Source organism: Trinickia sp. LjRoot230, from assembly GCF_964253315.1.
Taxonomy (GTDB): Bacteria; Pseudomonadota; Gammaproteobacteria; order Burkholderiales; family Burkholderiaceae; genus Trinickia.
Genome location: NZ_CAXUQX020000001.1, coordinates 811,993 through 834,202, shown reverse-complemented (window position 1 = coordinate 834,202; position 22,210 = coordinate 811,993). Strand labels below are relative to the sequence as shown.

The 22,210-nt window shown below is 61.0% G+C and carries 21 protein-coding genes, 1 tRNA gene and 4 pseudogenes; 16 read left to right on the top strand and 10 right to left on the bottom strand.

What is annotated here, in order from left to right; genetic code table 11:
- Window positions 1-47 precede the first annotated feature (47 nt).
- The 8 genes from ybgC (at window position 48) to ACSQ20_RS03915 (ending at window position 5,622) form a co-directional block, all read left to right on the top strand.
- Window positions 48-527 carry a tol-pal system-associated acyl-CoA thioesterase gene (gene ybgC, locus ACSQ20_RS03950; RefSeq protein WP_436017634.1) on the top strand — a complete coding sequence of 160 codons (480 nt, stop codon included), beginning with the start codon at window positions 48-50 and terminating at the stop codon, window positions 525-527.
- Window positions 528-615: 88 nt separating this feature from the next.
- Complete coding sequence (gene tolQ / locus ACSQ20_RS03945; RefSeq protein WP_436017632.1) at window positions 616-1,293, top strand: protein TolQ; 678 nt, start codon at window positions 616-618, stop codon at window positions 1,291-1,293.
- 10 nt (window positions 1,294-1,303) lie between these two features.
- Window positions 1,304-1,753 carry a protein TolR gene (tolR, locus tag ACSQ20_RS03940; protein ID WP_436017631.1) on the top strand — a complete coding sequence of 150 codons (450 nt, stop codon included), beginning with the start codon at window positions 1,304-1,306 and terminating at the stop codon, window positions 1,751-1,753.
- Complete coding sequence (tolA, locus tag ACSQ20_RS03935) at window positions 1,750-2,733, top strand: cell envelope integrity protein TolA (RefSeq protein ID WP_436017630.1); 984 nt, start codon at window positions 1,750-1,752, stop codon at window positions 2,731-2,733. Before tolR ends, tolA begins: the two co-directional genes overlap by 4 nt.
- A gap of 145 nt (window positions 2,734-2,878) precedes the next feature.
- Window positions 2,879-4,171 carry a Tol-Pal system beta propeller repeat protein TolB gene (gene tolB, locus ACSQ20_RS03930; protein WP_436017629.1) on the top strand — a complete coding sequence of 431 codons (1,293 nt, stop codon included), beginning with the start codon at window positions 2,879-2,881 and terminating at the stop codon, window positions 4,169-4,171.
- Between the two features lie 20 nt (window positions 4,172-4,191).
- Entirely contained in the window at window positions 4,192-4,695 is a 504-nt protein-coding gene (gene pal / locus ACSQ20_RS03925; protein WP_436017628.1) for a peptidoglycan-associated lipoprotein Pal, read from the top strand.
- A gap of 18 nt (window positions 4,696-4,713) precedes the next feature.
- Window positions 4,714-5,466, top strand: a complete 753-nt coding sequence (gene ybgF / locus ACSQ20_RS03920) for a tol-pal system protein YbgF (protein WP_436017627.1) — start codon at window positions 4,714-4,716, stop codon at window positions 5,464-5,466.
- A gap of 80 nt (window positions 5,467-5,546) precedes the next feature.
- Window positions 5,547-5,622: transfer RNA gene (locus ACSQ20_RS03915), tRNA-Lys, on the top strand.
- Between the two features lie 67 nt (window positions 5,623-5,689).
- Here ACSQ20_RS03915 and ACSQ20_RS03910 read toward each other — a convergent pair.
- From ACSQ20_RS03910 to ACSQ20_RS03895, 4 genes and pseudogenes are all read right to left on the bottom strand, one after another.
- Window positions 5,690-6,078 (bottom strand): annotated as a pseudogene (locus ACSQ20_RS03910) (DUF1493 family protein).
- Window positions 6,075-6,510 (bottom strand): annotated as a pseudogene (locus ACSQ20_RS03905) (STM2901 family protein). Before ACSQ20_RS03905 ends, ACSQ20_RS03910 begins: the two co-directional pseudogenes overlap by 4 nt.
- Before the next feature lie 267 nt (window positions 6,511-6,777).
- Window positions 6,778-7,524: a glucose 1-dehydrogenase gene (locus ACSQ20_RS03900; RefSeq protein ID WP_436017626.1), complete on the bottom strand. Its 747-nt coding sequence runs from the start codon at window positions 7,522-7,524 to the stop codon at window positions 6,778-6,780.
- A 138-nt stretch (window positions 7,525-7,662) separates the two neighbouring features.
- Window positions 7,663-8,601 (bottom strand): LysR substrate-binding domain-containing protein, encoded by a 939-nt coding sequence (locus tag ACSQ20_RS03895; protein ID WP_436017625.1) that lies wholly within the window; start codon window positions 8,599-8,601, stop codon window positions 7,663-7,665.
- A 123-nt stretch (window positions 8,602-8,724) separates the two neighbouring features.
- Here ACSQ20_RS03895 and ACSQ20_RS03890 point away from each other — a divergent pair, with 123 nt between their 5' ends.
- A complete protein-coding gene (locus ACSQ20_RS03890) occupies window positions 8,725-9,969 on the top strand; it encodes a multidrug effflux MFS transporter (RefSeq protein WP_436017623.1) in 1,245 nt (414 codons plus the stop codon).
- A gap of 444 nt (window positions 9,970-10,413) precedes the next feature.
- On the top strand, window positions 10,414-10,737 hold the full coding sequence (locus ACSQ20_RS03885) for a hypothetical protein (RefSeq protein ID WP_436017621.1): 324 nt from the start codon (window positions 10,414-10,416) through the stop codon (window positions 10,735-10,737).
- Between the two features lie 10 nt (window positions 10,738-10,747).
- Here ACSQ20_RS03885 and ACSQ20_RS03880 read toward each other — a convergent pair whose 3' ends face one another.
- A complete protein-coding gene (locus tag ACSQ20_RS03880) occupies window positions 10,748-11,710 on the bottom strand; it encodes a LysR family transcriptional regulator (protein ID WP_436017619.1) in 963 nt (320 codons plus the stop codon).
- A gap of 41 nt (window positions 11,711-11,751) precedes the next feature.
- Window positions 11,752-12,966: an RNA-guided endonuclease InsQ/TnpB family protein gene (locus ACSQ20_RS03875; RefSeq protein ID WP_436017617.1), complete on the bottom strand. Its 1,215-nt coding sequence runs from the start codon at window positions 12,964-12,966 to the stop codon at window positions 11,752-11,754.
- Window positions 12,967-12,988: 22 nt separating this feature from the next.
- On the opposite strand from ACSQ20_RS03875, the pseudogene tnpA reads away from it, so the two are divergent.
- Window positions 12,989-13,271, top strand: a pseudogene (tnpA, locus tag ACSQ20_RS03870) (IS200/IS605 family transposase); the annotation flags it as partial.
- Between the two features lie 198 nt (window positions 13,272-13,469).
- Window positions 13,470-14,330 carry an oxidoreductase gene (locus ACSQ20_RS03865; RefSeq protein WP_436017615.1) on the top strand — a complete coding sequence of 287 codons (861 nt, stop codon included), beginning with the start codon at window positions 13,470-13,472 and terminating at the stop codon, window positions 14,328-14,330.
- A gap of 41 nt (window positions 14,331-14,371) precedes the next feature.
- Here ACSQ20_RS03865 and ACSQ20_RS03860 read toward each other — a convergent pair whose 3' ends face one another.
- A complete protein-coding gene (locus ACSQ20_RS03860) occupies window positions 14,372-15,400 on the bottom strand; it encodes a LacI family DNA-binding transcriptional regulator (protein WP_436017613.1) in 1,029 nt (342 codons plus the stop codon).
- 169 nt (window positions 15,401-15,569) lie between these two features.
- Here ACSQ20_RS03860 and ACSQ20_RS03855 point away from each other — a divergent pair, with 169 nt between their 5' ends.
- Both ACSQ20_RS03855 and ACSQ20_RS03850 read left to right on the top strand, forming a co-directional pair.
- Window positions 15,570-16,136 (top strand): gluconokinase, encoded by a 567-nt coding sequence (locus ACSQ20_RS03855; RefSeq protein ID WP_436017611.1) that lies wholly within the window; start codon window positions 15,570-15,572, stop codon window positions 16,134-16,136.
- Window positions 16,137-16,216: 80 nt separating this feature from the next.
- On the top strand, window positions 16,217-17,515 hold the full coding sequence (locus ACSQ20_RS03850) for an MFS transporter (protein ID WP_436017609.1): 1,299 nt from the start codon (window positions 16,217-16,219) through the stop codon (window positions 17,513-17,515).
- Window positions 17,516-17,568: 53 nt separating this feature from the next.
- Here the strand turns inward: ACSQ20_RS03850 and ACSQ20_RS03845 are convergent, their stop codons facing one another.
- A complete protein-coding gene (locus ACSQ20_RS03845; protein WP_436017607.1) occupies window positions 17,569-18,453 on the bottom strand; it encodes a hypothetical protein in 885 nt (294 codons plus the stop codon).
- A gap of 305 nt (window positions 18,454-18,758) precedes the next feature.
- On the opposite strand from ACSQ20_RS03845, the pseudogene ACSQ20_RS03840 reads away from it, so the two are divergent.
- Window positions 18,759-18,986: pseudogene (locus ACSQ20_RS03840) on the top strand (transposase); the annotation flags it as partial.
- A 325-nt stretch (window positions 18,987-19,311) separates the two neighbouring features.
- Here ACSQ20_RS03840 and ACSQ20_RS03835 read toward each other — a convergent pair.
- On the bottom strand, window positions 19,312-20,172 hold the full coding sequence (locus ACSQ20_RS03835) for an MBL fold metallo-hydrolase (RefSeq protein WP_436022903.1): 861 nt from the start codon (window positions 20,170-20,172) through the stop codon (window positions 19,312-19,314).
- A gap of 84 nt (window positions 20,173-20,256) precedes the next feature.
- On the opposite strand from ACSQ20_RS03835, the gene ACSQ20_RS03830 reads away from it, so the two are divergent.
- A complete protein-coding gene (locus tag ACSQ20_RS03830; RefSeq protein ID WP_436017605.1) occupies window positions 20,257-21,516 on the top strand; it encodes an FAD-dependent oxidoreductase in 1,260 nt (419 codons plus the stop codon).
- Window positions 21,517-21,615: 99 nt separating this feature from the next.
- On the opposite strand, the gene ACSQ20_RS03825 is transcribed toward ACSQ20_RS03830, so the two are convergent.
- Window positions 21,616-22,194, bottom strand: coding sequence for a thiamine phosphate synthase (locus ACSQ20_RS03825; RefSeq protein ID WP_436017603.1), 579 nt, complete (start codon window positions 22,192-22,194; stop codon window positions 21,616-21,618).
- Window positions 22,195-22,210 lie beyond the last annotated feature (16 nt).

Sequence of the window (22,210 nt, the reverse complement as noted above, 5' to 3'; positions counted from 1 at the left end):
GCGTGCGAATCCGGTCATTTCGAGATGGCGATGCCGGTTCCGGTAAAATGCCGCGCATGAACATGCCTAGCAGTCGTCCAGAGGCGGAGTTCGGCTTTATTTGGCCGATCCGCGTGTATTACGAAGATACCGATGCGGGCGGCATTGTCTTTTACGCGAACTATCTCAAGTACTTCGAACGTGCGCGGACCGAGTGGCTGCGTGCCTGCGGTGTCGATCAGTGCCGCTTGGAACGGGAGACCGGCATCATTTTTGTGGTTCGCCGCACCGCGCTCGATTACCATGCGCCCGCTCGGCTCGACGATATGTTGACCATTGCGAGCCGGATCGACCGCCTCGGCCGCGCCAGTGTCGACTTCGTGCAAGAGGCGCGGTGCGCAGACCGTTTGCTCGCCGCCGGTTCGATTCGTGTGGCCTGCGTCGAGCGAGCCGCGCTCAAGCCTGCCCCGTTGCCCGCCGATGTCCGTGCCGCGTTGCGCATAAGCCCCGGCGTCTCGTTTCGCGACATGTCAACGGCCGATGCGTGAATACCGTTGAAACTACGTCAATGAACTTGTATGGCCGGCATCGATACCAAGCCCAAGCCCGCCGCTCGGATGCCAAAGCAAAAACTCTATGAATAACACACAAGATTTATCGATCATCTCTCTGGTTCTCAACGCGAGTGTGCTCGCGCAGGCGGTGATGGGGCTGCTGCTGTTGCTGTCCTTGATGTCCTGGACTTTCATCTTTCGCAAGTGGTTTGCGATCCGGCGCGCGCGGGGGCAAACTGAGCAATTCGAGCGCGACTTCTGGTCTGGTGGCGATTTGCAGGCGCTTTATCAAAGCGCCGCGAACAACCGCCATACGATCGGCGCGCTGGAGCGGATCTTCGAATCGGGTATGCGCGAGTTCCTCAAGGGCAAGGAAAAGCGCCTCAACGATTCGGGAGCGATTCTCGATGGCGCGCGCCGAGCGATGCGGGCGGCCTTCCAACGCGAGATGGACGCACTCGAAGCCAACCTCGCGTTTTTGGCGTCGGTCGGCTCCGTCAGCCCGTACATCGGCCTCTTCGGTACCGTTTGGGGCATCATGAATGCGTTTCGCGGTCTCGCCAACGTGCAGCAGGCAACGCTCGCCAATGTGGCGCCCGGCATCGCCGAAGCACTGACCGCAACGGCGATCGGTCTGTTTGCGGCCATTCCCGCCGTCGTTGCCTACAACCGCTACGCGCACGACATCGACCGTCTCGCGATCCGCTTCGAAACGTTTATCGAAGAGTTCTCGAACATCTTGCAGCGCCAGGCGCATTAAGGAGTACGCGATGGCTGGCTCCTCCAATCATTCCAGCATGCGCAGCGGCCGCTCACGGCGCGCGATGTCGGACATCAACGTTGTGCCTTATATCGACGTGATGCTGGTGCTGCTCGTGATCTTCATGGTCACGGCGCCGCTCATCGCGCCTTCGATTGTCAATTTGCCGACCGTCGGCGGTGCTGCGCCGCAACAGCAGACCCCGCCTGTAGTCGTCAATATTCGCCCCGACGGCAAGATGAGCGTGCGTTACAAGGACGGCGCGGGCGCCACGCAGCAAGAGGACATGACGCGCCAGCAGCTGACGAGTTTCGTCAATGACCGCGAAGCGTCGCATCCCGACCAGCCCGTGGTGATCGCGGCCGACAAGACCGTTCAGTACGAAACGGTCATGAACGTGATGTCGGACCTGAAAGCACGCGGCGTCAAACGTGTGGGGCTGCTCGTCAAACCACAATGAAATCCAGGAAGTCCGACGTCTACCCTTTGCAGCCGCCCCGCGAACGCGGGACGACGCGGGCGTTTACGCTCGCGCTCGTGATGCATGTGCTGCTCGGGTTGTTCCTCTATCACGGCATTCATTGGCAAAACAGCACACCGGCCGGCGCCGAGGCCGAGTTGTGGACCGATATCCCTCAACAGCAAACACCACCGCCCGCGCCCACGCCGCCTATGCGCGCCGCGCCACCCGCGCCGCCGGTTCGGGACGAGCAAGCCGACATCGCGCTGCAAGAAAAGAAGCGTCAGCAGCAAGAGGCGGCGGCGCGTGCCGCGTTGCTTGCCGAGCAGCAGCGCCAGCGGCAACTCGCCGACGAGCAGGCGCAAGCCAAGCGGCAGCGCGAGCTTGCGCAACAGCAGGCCGAGTTGGCCGCGCAAAAGGCGGCTGCGGACAAGCTCAAAAAGCAGCAACAGGCCGACAAGCTTCGGCAACAACAGTTGGCCGAGCAGCAAAAGGAAACGGATCTCAAAGCGCAGCAGCTCGAGGCTCAGAAAAAGGCCGACGCCGAGAAAGCGGCCAAAGCCAAGGCGCAGGCGGCGCAACAAGCCAAGCAAAAGCAGCTTGACCAGGAGCGGCGCGCACGCCTGGCTCAATTGCAAGGCATGGCAGGCGAAAGCGCGAGTGGCAACGGTCTGGCAAAGAGCGGGGCCGGCACCGGCTCGGGCGGAACGGCAACCTCGCCCGGCTATGCCGACAAGGTGAAACGACGCGTGCGCCCCAACATCGTGTGGGCCGGGGAGACCGAGGGGCTCGAAACGGTGATCGCGGTGCGCTGCTCGCCCACGGGCACCCTGCTTTCCGCGACGATCCAGCGCGGCAGCGGCAATGCGCAGTGGGACGAAGCCGCACTGCGCGCCGTTCAGCGCTCAGACCCGATGCCGCTCGACGACAACGGGCGTGCACCGGCGAGCTTTACGATCACGATGCGGCCGGCCGGCTAGCGGACGAGCCAGCGGCGTGTCAGGCGGCGCGCGCGGCGCAAGCTTTCCGCAAGCACGATGCAAGCATTGCGCCCGTTCAGGAACGAAACGTGCGCCGGCCGGTCTCTTTGCTGTTGACAACTTCTTGTTCTCGGGAATTTTTGGCATGAGTTTGATGACGAAGCTAGGCTTGAAGACATTGTTGGCGTCGTGCCTGATCGCTGCGGGCGGCGCTGCGCAGGCACAACTGAACGTGCTCGTCACGGGCGTCGGTTCCACGCAATTTCCGATTGCAACCGCGAACTTTGCGAACGAAACGAGCACCCCGCAGCCAATCAGCTCGATCGTGCGGGACGATCTGAAACGCAGCGGTAAGTTCGCGAATATCGACGCGGGCAGCGCTCCTGTAGCCGAGACCGATTCAGTCGATCTGGGTGCCTGGAAGGCGAAAGGCGCTGACGCGTTCGTCTCGGGCAGCGTAACGCCGCTCGCGGGCGGCAATTACGAAGTGCGTTTCAAGCTCTACGATACGGTCAAGCAGCAAAGCCTCGGCGGGCTGTCGCTGACGACTCCGGCGAGCGGCATGCGCATGACTGCGCACAAGATCTCCGATTACATCTACCAAAAATTGCTCGGCACGCGAGGCGTGTTCGCGACGCGTCTTTCCTATGTCGTGAAGAGCGGCAACCGGTACCTGCTGCAGATTTCGGATTCCGATGGGCAGGACGTGCATGTTGCGCTGTCGAGCCCGGAGCCGATCATCTCGCCGTCGTGGTCGCCCGATGGTACGAAGGTCGCCTATGTATCGTTCGAAAAGCGAAAGCCGATCGTCTACGTGCATGATTTGCCGACCGGCCGGCGTGTCATTATTTCGGACCAGAAGGGCAATAACAGCGCGCCGGCGTGGGCGCCTGACAGCCGTACGCTCGCGGTTGCGCTCTCGCGCACCGGCAACACGCAGATTTTCGCCGTCAACGCGAACGGTAGCGGCTTGCGGCGTCTATCGCAAAGCGGTTCGATCGATACCGAGCCCACCTTCTCGCCGGACGGCCAGTGGATCTATTTCACCAGCGATCGCGGTGGTCAGCCACAGATTTATCGGATGCCCGCGCAGGGCGAACAGGCGGGTGCGGCGCAGCGCGTGACGTTTGCCGGCAGCTATAACACGAGCCCGCGCGTGAGCCCCGATGGCAAGCAGCTCGCCTATATTTCGCGCGTTGGCGGAGCGTTCAAGCTATACGTCCAGGATTTGCAAAGCGGCGTGGCAACTGCGCTTACCGATACGACACATGACGAATCGCCGAGCTTTGCGGCGAATGGTCAGTACATCCTTTACGCCACACAGGTGAACGGCCGTGGCGTGCTGGCCGCAGCATCGACCGATGGTCGGACGCGGCAAATCCTGTCCGTTCCGGGCGGAAGCGTGCGCGAGCCGTCCTGGGGTCCGTTTATGCAATGACACACAAAGGAGAGAAAGAAATGATGTCAAAACTTCGTATGGTGTTTGCGGCGTTGCTCGTGGGCGCGCTGGCAGCCTGCCATTCGGGCGTCAAGCTCAACGACAATGCGAGCAAGGGCACTGTTGGCGAGCAGCCAAATCCGAACGCGGTTGCGCCCGTCACCGTCGATGATCTTAACAACCCAAACGGCCCGCTCGCGAAACGCAGCGTTTATTTCGATTTCGACAGCTACGAGGTCAAATCGGACTACACGCAGCTACTGCAGGCACACGCTGGGTATATCAAGAGCCATCCTGATCGCCACATCCTGATCCAGGGCAATACGGATGAGCGCGGCACGAGCGAGTACAACCTCGCGTTGGGTCAAAAGCGCGCGGAAGCGGTGCGTCGTCAGCTCTCGACCTACGGCGTGCCCGATTCGCAAGTGGAAGCCGTGAGCCTTGGCAAGGAAAAGCCGGTGGCGACGGGTCATGACGAGGCATCGTGGGCGCAGAACCGCCGCGCGGACATCGTCTATCAATAACGGAAACAGGCGACGTATATGAAGCACCGTTTTTCCTGGCTGCGCAGTGTCGCAGCCGCCGGCGCGGCCGCCTCGGCGCTGCTGATGGCCGGGCCGGCGCACGCCGGCCTATTCGACGACGACCAGGCTCGCCAGGCAATCCTCGATTTGCGCAGCAAGACGGATAGCCTTGCAAATCAGATGTCTGCGGCGCAACGGACGATCCTCGATCAGTCGAACCGGCTCGACCAGTTGAATCAACAGGTTGCCACGCTGCGCGGTCAAAACGAGGACCTGACGAATCAACTGACGACCCTGCAAAAGCAGCAAAAAGACTATTACACCGACCTCGACGCGCGACTCAAGAAATTCGAGCCGCAGCAGCAAACCGTGGACGGGGTGCAGGGCACAGTGCAGCCGGGAGAAACGGAGACATTCAACACGGCGTCGCAGCAGTTCCGCGCCGGCGACTTCAAGACGGCGGCGGCGTCGTTTCGCGAGTTCATCGCGAAGTATCCGCAAAGCCCCTATCAGCCGACGGCGCAGTATTGGCTCGGGAACGCGTTATATGCACAACGTGATTACAAGGGCTCCACGGCGGTTTGGCAGAACGTCGTAAAGAACTACCCGCAGCATCCGCGGGCGCCGGAAGCATTATTGGCGATTGCCAATAATCAACTCGAACAAGGGCAAAAAGCGCAAGCCCGCAAAACGCTGCAGCAGATCACGTCGCAGTATGCGGGCTCCGATGCTGCGCAATCGGCGCAAACGAAGCTTGGACAGATCAAGTAGGGATAGACGGTGATCAAGCGCTTGCGCGCGTCATGTTGCTTGACGGCCATCCGCTCGCCCTCTATAATCTTTGGTCTTTCGGGTCGTTAGCTCAGCTGGTAGAGCAGCGGACTTTTAATCCGTTGGTCGCAGGTTCGAATCCCGCACGGCCTACCAAGAAATTCAAGGGCTTATACGCGCGAGCGTCGTAAGCCCTTTGTCTTTTCCGATTGCCGACGAAGTGTCAACCGCGCTGTTGCGCTGCGCCGCTCGGCGCCGTTGCCTCAATTTCGGTGGTATCCCACTTCCCACGACGCATGGCTTCGGCCAGCATCCCAACGTCAAAGGTAGGAGCGCCGGCCGGCGAAAACGCTTCACAAACAGCCCCAGGAACGACGAGAGTAGCTGTTGTTGACCTTCCGGCCCGAAGTAGCGCCTGTACGGAAAGTTCTGCGCCTGCACATTAAACGTCTCCGCCCATTTATCAATGAATTCGACGGCGTCAAGCCCTGTAAGGCCGAGGTCTTCCTCAAGGCGCGACGTAGGCTGCAAGTTCAGTCGCCCGCCAAACATAGGTCGACCAAGCTCTTCTCGGGCGAATGCTTCTAGACGCTCCCAAGTTGCATCGTTCATAGGAACATCCGATCGTCGGGTTTCGCGAGGCGGTTGTAGGTCATCACTGTATTACGCATGATCATGAACGCGTCTCGTGCCAAGAACAGCTCTCCGATGACCAGTATCGTTCTGGCCGACGAACGCGCCAAGATTGCGCGGAAACGCGACTCGGACGCCGCTAAGGCCGACCTTAGTAATCATCGGAAGCCGTACCCGCACCTTGAAAGGCAACAGCGTACGAGCAGTTAGCGAAGCGACCGATGTGCCCGCGGTCGCACCTGCCACTTTGCCAGGTACGGACACGTCGGCCTGACCGAGCAGCAAAGCGGACGCGGCAGCCAAGTCATCGAGGCCAAGCTGCTTTCGAGTCTCATCGAGTGCGACGTAGACAAACAGGTCAGCGGGCGTGAGATTTTGATGGATTCCGTATGTGTACCGGTTATCCCCCATTCTTTTCTCCGTTCAACTCGCGTGGGACGCTGCTTTCTCAGCGTTTGGAACCCCGCGCGAAGCCGGTACTGTACAGACCGTGACATGCGGCCGCTGGAACGCCGACACTAGCCGGACGACCTCTTCGTCGTCCAACTGAGCCTACGACAGGCAAGGCCACCGTGACGCGACAAACAAAAAACGGCCGGGCTTTCACGCTCGGCCGCAGTCCGCCCCGTCCGAATATCAGACCCAGACGACGCACACTTCGCGCCTCCCCCCACGCCGCTACCGAAGCCCGCCCGAAACCACAAGTTGCTCGCCCGTCATCCAGCGCGAATCGTCCGAAGCGAGAAACACCGCGACGCCGGCGATGTCCACCGGCTGGCCTGCACGGCCCAGCGGCGTCTGGCTCACGGCATTCGCCTCGAACTCCGATCCGACGATCCCCGCGCTGTGCGTGCCTTCCGTCACGATATAGCCGGGGTTGACCGCATTGACGCGGATTTTGCGCGGCGCCAATTCGTGCGCGAGCACGCCGGTGATCGCATCGACAGCGCCTTTGGTGCCGCTATACACCGCGCTGGCCGGGGGCGTGAGACGCGTGGCAACCGAGCTGACGTTGATGATGCTGGCGCCTTCGCCCAAATGCTTGACCGCCGCCTGAGTGACCAGCAAAAGGCCGAGCACGTTGACATTGAATTGCGTGTGGAACTGCTCCTCGGTCACCTCTTCGATCGGCGCGAATTGATAAACACCCGAATTGTTGACGAGAATGTCCAATCGCCCAAAATGCTCGACGGCGGCGCTCACGATACCTTGCGCCTCGGACGCCTTGGAGACGTCGCCACCGACCGCAACCGCCTTGCCGCCTGCCGACACGATCGCATCGACCACGGCGTCCGCGCCCGCCTTACTGCTCGCATAGTTGACGACGACCGCCGCGCCCTCCGCCGCCAGCGCCTTCGCAATTGCGGCGCCAATGCCCTTGGACGCGCCCGTGACAACCGCCACCTTACCTGCCAACTTGCTCATCGCGTTTCCTCATAGATTTCGTGGTCGTTGTGAATCTGCCTGCACCGCTTGGCTACTCCAAGCGGCACACACTACCAATCTAGGCCCCAGCGCAGGCGCGATAAAGCGGACGGCGACGAATTGACTCGCCGCAAAATCCTAACAATCGAACGCCGATGCAGCCAAGTCGACGCCTTCGCCCTGCTCGCCCAACGCATCGAGCGCGTCGAGCGCGTCCAGAAACCGCCGCACGACCGTGCTCTGCGCTTTCGCCCGCCAGACGACATGAATTTCAACCGCCAACGGCAGCCATTGCATCGGCTTGAACACGACCCCAGGCGGGCTCATCCGCCTCATGCTCGATTGCATGATCGCGGCACCAAGCCCCGCACTGACGAGCCCGAGCGTCGTGGCAACATGCGCCACCTCGAACTGAATATCCGGCCGAAAGCCGCTCGCGACACACGCGGCGAGAAAGCGCTCGCGTGCCGCAGGATTGATCGCTTTGGGCAACGCGATCCACGGCATGCCGTCGAGGTCTTCGGGCATCAGCTCGCGCCGCTCGGCAAGCGGATGATCGTCCGCCAGCGCAAGAACGAAAGGCTCGCGCGTCAGCAAGCGGCTCGCGAACGCGTCCGTGCGGGCGGGCAAGTTGTAGACGAGCGCGAGATCGATGGCCGATCGTTCGAGCGCCTCGGCTTGCTCAGCCGAGCGCATCGCGGCCAGCTTGATGCTCACACGGGGATAGTTCGCGCGGAACCGGCGCAGCGCTGCGGGCAAGCGCCCGTTATGAATGACACCTTCGCAGTACCCGATCGAAAGCGAGCACATCTCGCCTTTGCCGACCTGCCGCGCGCGCGCTTCAATGCGGCTCGCCTGCTCGAGCAGTTCGCGCGCCTCGACGAGAAACGCCCGCCCCGCCGGCGTGAGCCGCACCCGCTGCTTGATGCGTTCAAAAAGCTGCAAACCAAGGTCCGCCTCGAGTTGCCGGATCTGCCGGCTCAAGGGCGACTGCGAGATATGCAGACGCTCGGCCGCACGCGCGACATGCTCGGTCTCGGCGACGGCGACGAAATACCGAAGTTGCTGCAACTCCATATTAAGTCCTTATCAGCATCAAGTATTTCGAATTAAGTCTTGGACAGCATTATAGCGAAACACTAAGCTCGTTCCTCATCCAACCTGCGAACGCCGCTTGCAAACAAGCGAGCAAAAAAGACAATGCAATCAAACGCTGTCATCGATCGCCCCCGTCCCGCCATCGCGCATGGCGTATTGCTCAGTGCGCTAGTGCTGTTGAGCGCGAGCGGCCTCGTCGCCTCCGACATCAACCTGCCCGGCATGCCGCTCGCCGCCCGTGAGTTCGGCACCCCGATCTCCGCGCTTCAGCACACTTTCAGCGTGTACATCATCGGGCTCGCACTGGCTCAAGCGCTTTACGGGCCGCTTTCCGATACCTTCGGGCGTCGCCGGCTCGTGCTGGGCGGCATGCTGCTCTATACGATCGCATCGGTTGCCTGTGCGCTCGCGCCGAACGTGTCGAGCTTTGGTATCGCGCGCATCGCGCAAGCGCTTGGCGCGGGCGCGGGGATGGTCATCGGACGCGCGATTGTCAGCGACATCTTCGATGCGAAAACCGCCGCGCGAATGTTCACCACGATCATGCCGATCGTGGGCGCCTCGCCTGCGCTCTCGCCACTCATCGGCGGGTACCTGACGGTGTGGGTTTCATGGCGCGCGCCGTTTTACTTCACGGCCGCACTCGGCGTCGCGGCACTTCTGCTGGTGGCCGCCTTTATCCCCGAGACAGTGCCCCGTACGCATCGGCGGCGCACCGTGCTGCACACCTTTGCGAGTTATCCGATGCTGCTCGCGCAGGCGCGGTTTTGGTCGTATGCCGTCAATCTGTGTGTGGGATACGCGGCCTACCTCGGCTATCTTGCCGCCTCGCCCGTGATTCTCGAAGCGATGGGGCTCGACGCCAAATCGATCAGCTACTGCTATATCAGTCTTTCCATAGCGTATATCGTGGGCAATCTCATCTCGCGGCATTTCGCCAAGCACTACGCACTGAATCGATTGCTCGGCGTCGGCTATCTGCTGTTCGCCATCGGTGCGCTCGGCCTTCTCGTTCTGGGCCTCGTCGGCATCTCGACACCGCTGCCCATGATTCTCGCGATATCGGGCGTCACGCTCGCCAACGGCTTCCTGGTTCCGCTGTCGTTTGCGGGAGGCGTGACGAGTTTTCCGAAGAACGCGGGCGCCGCGTCAGGGTTGATGGGCGCGATGCATCTGAGCGCGGGGTCGCTCGCAATCTACGCCGTTGCAGCACTGCCCAGCACTGTGTTGGCGCTGAGCCTGTTTGTGGCGACGGTCGCCGCACTGGGCTGCATTGCGTTTCCGATGTTGCTTCGCCTCGCGAACAAGCCACGTGTACCGGTAACGGCAGCGTGCGAATCGAATTAAGGACTACGAAACACGTTCCGTAACGTGGCCAGTCCTTGTGGTTCGGCTCGTTGGACCCACCTTCGCTCGATCGTCGAGCGCAATAGCATCGCAGCGGTATAAAAAGGCACCAAACCGGGAAGGCAACAAGCGGAGGGTGCAATGCCAAGCAGAATCGGAACTTCAGACGGGGGGACGCATGTGCCTTACCCAGGTAAAGACCTCGTGCCGGCAGATGCCGGCGCTGCACGTCATTCCGCGGAGCGCGGAACGCATCGAAGCAGGTTGCGTGCGGTGCTCGGCGGATTGATCCCGCGCGTAACGGTCAAGCCGGTGTCAACGTCGTATGGGAGCGCCGCAACGCAGGTCTCGGCAACATTATTCGGCGTGGTGCATGTCGAAGTAACGAAGTGCCCCATTGCGCAAGTGACAGCGCCGCGGCCCCGACCAAATACAAGTTATTTGATGAGTGGCGTGCAGGGCAGGCTCACGATCGGCGATCCTGCTGGGCACCGTCCCGTCATCCAGGGTCAGCGCGAAACGGTGCGTGCGATTACTTATGATTCGGGGTACCGTCCAAGCGCATTCCCGGGCGATGGCGCGGACGCAGGGGCGACCGGTGAGGCGACGGTGCGCGAGGCATCACGCACGGATGTCGCGATCGGCCGCGTTCACATCGGCACACATTCTTCTGATTCACCGATCGGCCGCCGCGTCTTCGTGGCGCCCGCCCATACGCCGCCGCGCAAACCGCTCAAAGCATTGCCTCGCGGCCAGCAAGCCGATTGAAAGCGAAGAGCTAGCGCGCGCGGCCACTCGCGGACGCCGCACGCGCTGCCTTCAACGCTGCGCGATCGAGATAAAAATCGGTGTTGCCCGCAAGCTGCTCGACCATGAAGTCGATAAACGTGCGCACACGGCGCGGCTCGCCCGCACGATGCCGATAAAAGAGGTACACGCCCTCGCGTTGCGTCACATGCTGCATGAGCAGCGGCACCAGCGCCCCACTGCGGATATGCCTGACGGCAGCAAAGCTCGCGAGTTGACCGATCGCAAGGCCTGACAACACCGCATGCACCTCGGCATCGACGTCGTTCGTACACAGGCTCGGTGCCACTTCGCGATAAATCAGCTCTTTGCCCACCTGAAACTCCCACGGTGCAAGCTTGCCCGTGTTCACACGTCGATAGCCTGTGCAGCGATGCTGCGCGAGCGCGTCGATCGAGACTGGCGCGCCGTGCCGCTCGAGGTAACTGGGTGCCGCGCAGACGATCAACTGCACCGGCAGCAATTGCCGAGCAATCAGGCCCGCCGCCGGCGGCGAGCCGGCCCGCACGCCCACATCGGCACGCTCGGCGACGAGATCGGTGAAACGATCGTCGAACTGCACGTCCAATTGCACTTGCGGATAGCGCGCCGAAAAGTCGGCGAATATCGGCCACAGCATCGATAGCCCCAGCGAGCGCGGCGCACTGACGCGCAAGACGCCGGCAACCTCGTCCTTCGAACGCGTGGCATCAATGAGCGCGTTCGACAGATGCGCGAGCGCCGGATTGACGGCATCGAGGAAGCGTTGCCCTTCCTCGGTCAAACTCAAGCGGCGTGTCGTTCGATGAAAAAGCCGCACGCCGAGTGACTTTTCCAACTGCATCACGGCGTGGCTCGCCGCCTGCGGTGAAATACCTTGGTCGACTGCGGCTTTGCGGATATTACCCAACGTCGCAGCCCGCACGAAGGTGGTAATGGCACGAAGCTCGTTCATTGACATCCTCTCCGCCCTGATGGACGGGGTTCCTACTGCGCTTAGGCCGCGATGGCCTGAATCACATCGGCGGGTTCCTGCTTCTTCGAGCGGCCTGAGCGCACCGTCTCTCCACAGGCTAACAAGCGCTGTCCGCGCTCTAACACATTGATCGCGCCGACGTGATCGGCGTTTGCTTCGTGGCCGCAGCGCACGCACGCAAACAGCGCTTGTGTCTTGCGGTTTTCCGCGGAAATATGGCCGCATGACGGGCACGTGCGGCTCGTATTCTGCGGCGGGACGGCGACGAAAAAGCCGCCGCGCCACGCCGTCTTGTATTGCAACTGGCGGCGAAATTCGAACCAGCCCTGGTCGAGAATCGACTTATTGAGCCCGGACTTCGCGCGGACATTACACCCCGGCGCGTCGGCCGTACCGGCCGCTGATTTGCTCATATTGCGCACCTGCAAATCCTCGACGGCGATCATTGCGTGGTTTTTGCTGATCGTATTCGATGCTTTGTGCAGGAAGTCATTGCGCGCGTTCGCGATGCGCGCATGGATGCGCTGCACGCGGGCCTTCGACTTTTTCCAGTTCGACGAACCTTTGACCTTGCGGGCCATGCGCCGCTGATACTTCGCGAGGCGCTGTTCGTGCTTTTCGAAGCTCGCGAGCGGCACGATATACGTGCCGTCGCTCAGCGTTGCGAAGCGCGTCACGCCGACGTCGATACCGACCGCCGGGCCGTGCGGAACCGGTTGCTCGACTTCGCGCTTCGTCAGGATCGAGACGTACCACTTGCCCGCGCGCAGCGATACGCTCGCGCTGCGCACTTCGCCGAGTACATCGCGGCTATGTCGGTAACGCAGCCAGCCGAGTTTCGGAACCATGATGCGGCCATTGCCGCTATCGATCGCAATCTGATTCTTGTCGGGGAATTGGAAACCGTCGTGCTCGCCCTTGCGCTTGAAACGCGGGAACTCTGCGCGCTTGGCAAAGAAGTTTTGGAATGCGCGATCGCAGTCCTGCGTCGCCATCATAAGCGAATGGCGAGGCGCTTCAGCGAGCCATGGCGTATCAGCGCTGTTGCGCCACGCCGTCAGGTGCTTGCCAATCGCGAACTTTCCGATGAACTTCCCGCCCGCCGCGTGGTTTTCCTTCTGCAACGCCAGCGCCTTGTTATAGACGAACCGGCACGCGCCCGCGAACTGGCGCATCTTGCGCGCTTGTTCGCCGGTCGGCATGAGTTCGAACTTGAAGGCTTGGAGTCGTTCCATAGATCAGAGCATACTTTGGTCTATGACCATCGACAACGATGTTCGACGCGGCAGACACCGCGTTTTCTTGACGCACGCACATTTGGTTTTCGTGACCAAGTACCGGCGTGGCATGTTCACAAAAGAGATCATCGACGATCTGCACGTCGTGTTCACCAGCGTGTACGCCGACTTCGAGGCTGAACGTGGAGTTCGACGGCGAGGACGACCACGTACACCTGCTGGTGAACTACCCGCCCAAAGTTGCCGTGGCCGCGCTTGTGAACAGCCTGAATGGCGTCTCCAGTCGCATGATCCGCAAAAAGAACTACCCGAAGCTGTGGGGCCGTGCGCTTTGCCCCTGAACGGGGGACGATTGCCATGCATTTGTTCAATGTCCCCGGTGTTCGAAAAACCATTCGCAAATTTCATTTGCTAATCAGTCTATCGTTTTGTGGCTAGTCGCGAGTTGGCCTTGCTCCTAATATTCGCTCACTGCTTCAACACCTACAGGAGAAAACACCATGACTTCCGTCACAAACGATTTCCAATTCAAGCGCGTCTGGTTCATCACGGGCGCCTCGCGCGGCTTTGGTGCGCTCATCGCAAAAGCGGCCATCGCGGACGGTAATGCGGTGGTGGCCACTGGGCGCAACATCGACGCGATCGTCGAGCGCGTTGGCGCATCGCCTGCGCTGCTGCCGCTCAAGCTCGATGTCACGGATCAAGCGAGCGCGCACGCAGCAGCCCGCGCGGCTGTCGAGCACTTCGGCCGGATCGATGTGCTCGTCAATAATGCAGGCTTCGGCCTGCTCGGCGCAGTCGAGGAATCAAGCGATGCCGAGGTACGCCGCCTGTTCGACACGAATGTGTTCGGACTCCTGAACGTTACGCGCGCCGTTCTGCCCATCATGCGTGCGCAGCGCTCGGGGCATGTCATCAATATTTCGTCGGTGGCGGGCTATCGCGCCGTGGCCGCGTTCGGTGTGTACAGTTCGACCAAATTCGCGGTCGAAGGCCTTACCGAAGCGCTGCGCGACGAACTCGCGCCGCTCGGCATTCACACCACAGTGGTGGAACCGGGCTACTTCCGGACGGATTTTTTGGACGCAAGTTCGTTGACAGTCGCCGCCAATATTATTTCGGACTACGAAGGAACGTCCGGTGCGACGCGCGTGCGTGCCGCGAGCCTGAACCATCAGCAACCGGGCGACCCGCAACAACTGGCGGTTGCGATGCTGAAACTGGCCGATGCGAACGAACCGCCGCTTCGCTTGCCACTCGGCACCGATACGCTTGCCGCCATCGCGCAGAAAAACGCCTACGTGACGGCGGAAACCGCGCAATGGCAAGCGCTCGCAAAATCGACGGATTTTGCCGCCTGATGTCGGGCACAGCCGTTCGCCACCCTGCCGCAAAAGATGCGCTACGCGCTTTCGCGGACCACGAGGTCGAAGCCGAGATCGATCGTCGGGTGTGCGGGCGGCTCGTTGTCGATCAACGCGAGCAACAACTGTGCGGCCATGCGCCCCATCTGCTCGCGTGGGGTGCGCACGGTCGTCAAGCGCGGCACGGAATCCGCCGACCCGGCGAGATCGTTGAATCCGACGATCGCCACCTGCTGCGGTACACGCACGCCCTGACGGCAAGCCTCGTATAGCGCCCCTTGCGCGAGATCGTCGTTACCGAAAAAGATGCCGTCAACATCAGGGCGGCGCTCTATCAATCGCCTGAAAAGCTCGCCGCCGAGCTGAATCGATGATGGCGCGGGCGTGAGCACCTGCAGATCGGCATCGTAAAGACCCTCGCGGTGCAAAACCCGCCAAAAGCCCTCGCCGCGCTGCATCATCCGCACATCGAGCTGCGCGGCGACAAACGCGTTGCGCCGACAGCCGCGCGCGATCAAATGCTCCCCCACTGCTTCGCCGGCTTTCGTTTGAGAAAACCCGACGCAATAGACGCCATTCGCCGACGCCAGCTCCATCATGTGAACGCAAGGTACACCGCTGTCAGCAATCAGCCGCCGGGCCGCTTCGCTGCGATCGAAACCGGTGACGATCAGGCCGCGCGGCGGTGAAGCCAGGTAATGCCTGATCAAATCGTCCTCGGCGTCGGGCGAGTAATGCGAATTGCCAATCAGCATTTCAAAACCGCGCGGTCTCAACACTGTGTGAATCGCCTCGAGCGCGTCCGTAAACACATTGTTCGACAGCGACGGAATCAAGACCGCGACGTCCTCGCTACGCGCCGATGCAAGCGCGCGCGCCGCCGGGTTGGCCACATAGTTCAGTTCGCGCGCCGCCTCTTTGACCCGCGCAACATATTCCGGCCCCACTGACGACAGCCCCCGCAACGCGCGCGATGCGGTAATCGTGCTGACGCCGGCCCGGCGCGCCACTTCCTCGAGTGTCGGCCGGCCAGTGGCGCGGGTTTTCCTGGGTGTCGTCGTGTTCATCGTGAAGGTAGGATAGCGCTGTCTTGCAAGCTTAACTCAACATCAGCATCAACGGTATCGCCAATGCCGGCTACAACAGCCAGCCTGGGCGGAGCATGGAACGGCCGCGTTGGCCGTAATATTTCGAGCGCGAAAGATAGCGCTATCTCATCTAGCGGAGGAGTTGCTGATGAACGCCATTTCAGCGGTCGTCGTCATGGGCGTGGCAGGCAGCGGCAAAACGAGCATCGCCCAAGCCCTTGCACAGCGTATCGGCGGCCATTACGTGGAGGGCGACGCGTTTCATCCGCGTGCGAACGTCGAGAAAATGGCGCGCGGCGTTGCGCTGACCGACGCCGATCGGGCCGGCTGGCTCGAAAGCCTTGCAATCGAACTGCAACGCATCGTCGCGAGCGGCGCACGCCCTGTACTGGCCTGCTCGGCGCTCAAACGCGGTTACCGCGAGCAACTGCGGCAGGCCGTACCATCGCTCGGTTTCGCGTTCCTCGATATTTCGAAGGAGCAAGCACTCACTCGCATTGCCGCGCGCGCCGGCCATTTCATGCCGACGTCCCTCGTCGATAGCCAGTTCGCCGACCTCGAGCCGCCTATCGCCGAAACGGCCACGCTGACACTTGCGGCAACGTCACCGCTCGATCTACTCGTCGCACGCGCCGCCGCCTGGTGCAGCGCGCCGCTGACGAACCCGCTTTTTTCGCACCACAAAGATAGCGCTATCTCAAGCGCACTTCGTTAAACCCAGCAACAGCGTTCGATCCGAGGCGACGCCTCGGAATATTCGGGAGACAGAAAGTGAGACCCATTGCAAGCAACCACATGACCAAACGCCGCTGGATGATCGGCATCCTGCTCGGCATCGGCGTGCTGATCAATTATTTCGATCGCATCAATTTGTCGGTCGCCGCCCCGCAACTGAAGGAAGCCTTCAACCTTTCGCCGGCTGAAATGGGCCTGCTTTTCAGCGCGTTTTTCTGGCCCTACGCGCTCTTGCAGATTCCGGCGGGTGTCTTGCTCGATCGGTTTGGCGTGACGCGTGTCGGCCGCTGGGGTGCGTTTCTGTGGGGCCTCGCCTCGGCGATTACGGCTTGCGCGGGCGGCTTCGGCGGCGTGTTCGCCGCGCGCGCGATGCTCGGCATCGCCGAAGCGCCGGGCTTCCCCGTCAGTTCGAAAGCAACCGGGTACTGGTTCCCGCGCGGAGAACGCGCACTGGCGACCGCTATTTTTGATGCCGCAGCGAAGTTCTCGAACGTGATCGGCGTGCCGCTCGTGGCACTCGTCGTGGTGCGACTCGGTTGGCGCTGGGGCTTTGGCGTGACCGCGCTTTTGAGCTTCGCTTACTTCCTCGCCTTCTTTTTTATCTATCGTGATCCGAGCAAAGATCCGAAAGTGAGCCAAGCCGAGCTCGATTACATTCGTCGTGGCGGCGCGACGCCCGAAGGCACCCCAAGCGCAAGCGTGTTCGGCATGCTCGGGTATTTGCTGAAGAAATCGAAGGTGTGGGGGCTGACGATCGGATTCGCCGCTTACGGCTACTCGTTCTACTTGTTTCTCACCTGGCTGCCCGGCTATCTCGTGCATACCATGCACATGAGCATCCTGACGTCAGCCGGTTACGCCGCGATTCCCTGGGCAGTGGCAACGGTATCCGATCTCGTCGTGGGCGGCTGGCTCATCGATCATCTGATCCGGCGCGGCAACGACGAAACGCGTGTGCGCAAAGCGGTGCTCGTCACCGGCATGCTATTCGGCCTCGCGGTGCTCGGTGCCACGCAAACGACGAACGCCGGGTGGGCCATTTTCTGGATCTCGATTGCGTTGGGCGGGCTCGCCGCGGCCGCGCCGGTAGGTTGGTCGTTGCCGTCGCTGATCGCACCCAAGGGCGGCGTGGGCACCATCGGCGGCATCATGAACTTCGTCAACAACCTGATGGGCGTCGCCGCGCCGATCGTAACCGGCTATATCGTCGGCTCGACCAACTCGTTCACCAATGCGTTCTTGATTGCAGGCGTGATTCTCGCCATCGGCATCGTCTCGTTCGTCTTCGTGATGGGCCGCATCGAAACCATCGAAGAGCCTGAGAGGCACGACGCGCGCGATCGCACCTCGGTCGCTTGAGCACCGACTGGTGGGCGATGTATTGATCATCACCGAGAATGCGGGTCGAACGATCAAGTCGAGCGCCCGTCATCGTCTCGGTGATCGAGTCGAGGTGGCTCAACAATATAGCGCCCGTCTCCGTTCACCGGTACCCTCCATACGCTACCGTCATCTTCGTAACTGACAAATGAGCGTGACAAATCCTGCGGCCTCGATTCACCCGCTTTACCCTCGTCACCCTTGTCACCCTTGTCACGCCTGAGAAAATCTTTCGGCACAGGCTTCGGCTGCGGCGTTGTTGGGCCCCTCCTCGGGGTGTGAAGCGCTTCAAGAACATCTAACACAGCGTTCTGCGCGCTGATGAGCCGATTACCTTCGGGTGGTGTATGCACTTTCACCATAAGCTCACAGCCGCGCTTTTTGGCAGTGGCATAAGCCGAGTTTTCTGCACCATCGAGTGTGAGCCCTGAAGCTAGTTCCTCAATCGTTATCTTTTCGAGCAATCCCCTGCGAATCGTGACGATTGCATTTGCTAGTGCTGACGAAACGCTCGGCATTGTGAATATAGTGATTCGTTTTCCACGATCAACCATCGTATCCGCTATCTCGGCCACGGCGTTGAATATATCCTCGTCGGCGCGCCCATCCAGGCCAACGGCAATCGCTCCGTTCGATTTCGAAAGAAGCTTGATCAGTGCATTTCTGATTTCCTGAGCCTTGCTGAAATCCCTGATACGCGGGCTTTCCATAAGTGGATGAGCAACTGATGGCGGTCGCACCGATGGCGTGCCGGCGAACGCTTTTGCCCCCCCACCCAGTGGACCGAGGATACTGCCCTCGTTGGGCAAGTTTGCCTTTCCCGAGTGCTGCGCGCCAGAACCGGTGTCGGGCAACGCTTCGGGGAGCACCGGCGCATTTTCGTCGTTATTCGGTGAGGGGGGAGGAGTCGCGCGCATTCGAATGAATCAGGATGAGAAAAATAAAGTTGCGGAGTTGAGAAGTGGCCTTCAAATTCGCCTGTAATAGAGCCTTTTCGCACAAAGCTCATCCCCTCGTTTGATCTAATCAGAAAGACTCTCCAAATATGCGAATAACGCAAAAGGTCAAGGAGAAAAAGCAGAGATGCGGCGCAGCGACCTGAGCTTGCCGGCCTGTCGTTTCTGGCTTTGCCACCACACATAGTCCCCCGTCAGTTTGACAGTAGGCAATCATTCGTCGTCGCTCAGCCCTCGCTGGTACAGGGCGGTAATGAATGATCGCTTACGCACAACGCCCGCTCGAGGTGATGTATCCGATCGTGTATTTCGACACGCTGCGGCTAAAGATCCGCGACGAAGGCGCGATCAAGAACAAGGCGGTGTATCTCGCGCTAGGCATCCGGGCCGACGGCCGCAAGGAAGTGCTGGGCTTGTGGATCGAGCAAACCGAGGGAGCCAAGTTCTGGCCGAAGGTCTTCAACGAACTGAAGAACCGCGGCTTGCACGACATCGAAAAGGATTGGAAGATGCCACCGATCACTTGGCGGCAGGCAATCAATCAGTTCGCCATCTTGTTCAGCGAGCGATTCACCGCCGTCATCAACTGAGATTTTTTAACCGACCTCGGCACACGAAATTCCTGACACCTCCCCATATGCCGCTCACGCCTGGAACGCACGACCCAGCTCAACTCGGTTTCCGGCGCTTCACTGGGTACGACGATCCGGTAACTCGCATTTGCTCACGCAAGGGAAATCCGACGTAACGCATCGGCCTGCAGCAGATCATTACATTCCATCAAGAAAAGGGCCTCGCACTAACCAACACGTCCGCGCATCAAAACAGGTCGATCGGAATCTTCAAATAGCGAACGCCATTCGATTCAGGCGCAGGCATCGCGCCCGCGCGGATGTTGACTTGCACCGACGGCAAAATCAACGTGGGCATGCCAAGTGTACGGTCGCGGCGCGTGCGCATGTCCACGAAGTCAGCCTCCGCGACACCGTCGTGCAAATGAATGTTCTCGCGCCGCTGAACGGCCACCGTGGTCTCGCAGCACGCGGCGCGTGAAGGTGGCGGATAGTCGTGACACATAAAAAGGCGCGTCTCGGGCGGTAACGACAATAGTTTTTGCACCGAGCCGTAAAGTGCATGCGCGTCGCCCCCCGGAAAATCGCAACGCGCCGAACCCACATCCGGCATGAAAAGCGTATCACCGACAAACGCAGCGTCGCCAATCACGTAAGCCATATCAGCTGGCGTGTGGCCCGGCACATGCAACGCGTGCGCCATCAGCGCGCCAATTTGGAACGCTTCGTCGGGTTTGAACAAGTGCTCAAACTGCGTGCCGTCGCCCGCCACGTCAGCGCCGAGATTGAAGATGTCTTTGAAGGTGCGCTGCACGGTGCAGATCTGCTCGCCGATAGCGATCTTGCCGCCGAGCTCACTCTTGAGGTACTGCGCCGCTGAAAGATGATCCGCATGCGCATGCGTTTCGAGCAGCCACTGCACGCGCAGCCGGTGTGCGCGCACGAAAGCAATCACCGGCTCGACAGACGTATTCGATGTACGCCCCGACTTGGGATCGTAGTCGAGTACCGAATCGATGATGGCGCACTGCGAGCCGTCTCCGGCATGCACCACATATGAAAACGTGGACGTGATCGGATCGAAAAACGGTTGAACCAAGGGCAGCATCATACTGCGCTCCATTTCTTCGATAGCTTGCGCGACAATATACGCTCCCTCGACAAACTGGCAAAAGTGCCGGGAGCCAATTCAATGTCGATCTCATTCGATTCGCATGCACCGCTTTCCCGCGCCGGCGACGAGCCCTTCGACGTCGTCATCGTCGGCGGCGGAAGTGCAGGCATTGCCGTCGCTGCCAGCCTCTTGCGCCGGCAGCGCACGCTGAACCTTGCCGTCATCGAGCCGCGCGAAGTGCATGACTATCAGCCGGCATGGACGCTTGTCGGCGGCGGGGTATTCGATGTGCATGAGAGCCGGCGTCCGATGCGCTCGGTGATTCCAAAGGACGCGGTCTGGATTCGCGCAGCCGCAACGCGCATCGAGCCAGATAACAACCACGTGCTGCTCGACGACGGCCGGACCGTGCGGTATCGCCATCTAATCGTAGCGCCTGGGCTGCGACTCGCGTGGGAACGCATCGAGGGGCTGGCGACGTCGCTCGGCAAGCATGGTGTGACGTCGAACTATCGCTACGCGCTCGCTCCCTATACATGGCAGCTCGTGCAATCGATCAAGGGCGGCACAGCGCTTTTCACGCAACCGCCCATGCCGATCAAATGCGCGGGCGCGCCTCAAAAAGCGATGTATCTCTCGTGCGACCACTGGCGGCGCAATGGCCGGCTCGATCGCGTCAATGTCGAATTTCATTCGGCGGCAGCGGTGCTATTCGGTGTTGCGGCATTCGTCGCACCACTGATGCACTATGTGAAGCGCTATCGCGTGAACCTCGTCTTTCATTCGACGCTCGTCGCGGTGGACGGGCCCGACAAGACCGCCTATTTCGATGTGGCAGACGAGAACGGCAAGCTCACGCGCGTGGCCAAGGCATTCGACATGATTCATGTCGTGCCGCCCCAAGTCGCACCCGAGTTGATTCGCGAGAGCCAACTCGCCGATGCAGCCGGCTGGTGTGAAGTCGATCATGCAACGCTGCAACACCCGCGCTACACGAACGTCTTCGCACTCGGCGACGCGTGCTCGGCACCCAACGCAAAGACCGCCGCAGCTGCACGCAAGCAGGCCGTCGTGGTCGCAAGCAACCTGCTCGCTTCGCGTGCCGGCAAGCCGCTGCCGCGCCGCTACGACGGCTACGGCGCCTGCCCGCTCACGGTCGAACGCGGCAAAGCGATTCTCGCCGAGTTCGGCTACGGCGGCCGCTTGCTGCCGACGTTCCCGCTCGATCCGACCAAGCCACGTGCGCTGGCCTGGTTTCTAAAAGCAACGGTGCTGCCGTGGTTCTATTGGATCGGCATGCTCAAAGCGCGCGAGTGGTTCACGAAAACGTTGGATTGAGCGTCGCTTAGCGCTTCGCCGAGGACGCGGGGTTGCCTCGCGCGCCGGACATCCACGGCCGTGGAAACGGGGCGTTGCTCGCCGCCCGCGCGTTTCGTTTCACCAGAACGCCGAAATACCGGCGATGCCATGCGCACCGAACGCGCGTGCCAGCCGGCAATGCGCGTGGCTCATGCCGCCCAGCGCATAGACGGGCACGTGCGTGCCAGCCAGCAGCTCGGCAAAACGGTGCCAGCCAAGCGTCGGCGTATTTGGATGAGTGGGTGTCGGCAAGACGGGCGAGAGCGTGACGAAATCAACGCCGAGCGCTTCCGCATGCACAAGTTGCGCACGAGTGTGACACGCGGCCGACAGCAATTGCGATGCCGGCAGCATTCGTTTAGGAGTCCGCATCAATCGGACACTGTCGAGATGCACGCCATCGGCATGGATACGACGAGCCCCGAAGCCTGGGCCATTGAGAATGACAAGCGCCCCATGGTCGTGGCACAGAGGAATGACACGCGCTGCGAGCAATTCGAATGCATCGACATCCAATTGCTTCGAACGCAACTGCACGAGTCGAATGCCTTGCTCCAACGAACTTTGCAAACGTGCGACGAATGCATCGAACCCCGGCTGCGCCGCGGGCTCAGGCGTGATCAACATCCATTCGGCAAGCGTGCTGGTAGCGTTCATACGCGAACGCTACCAA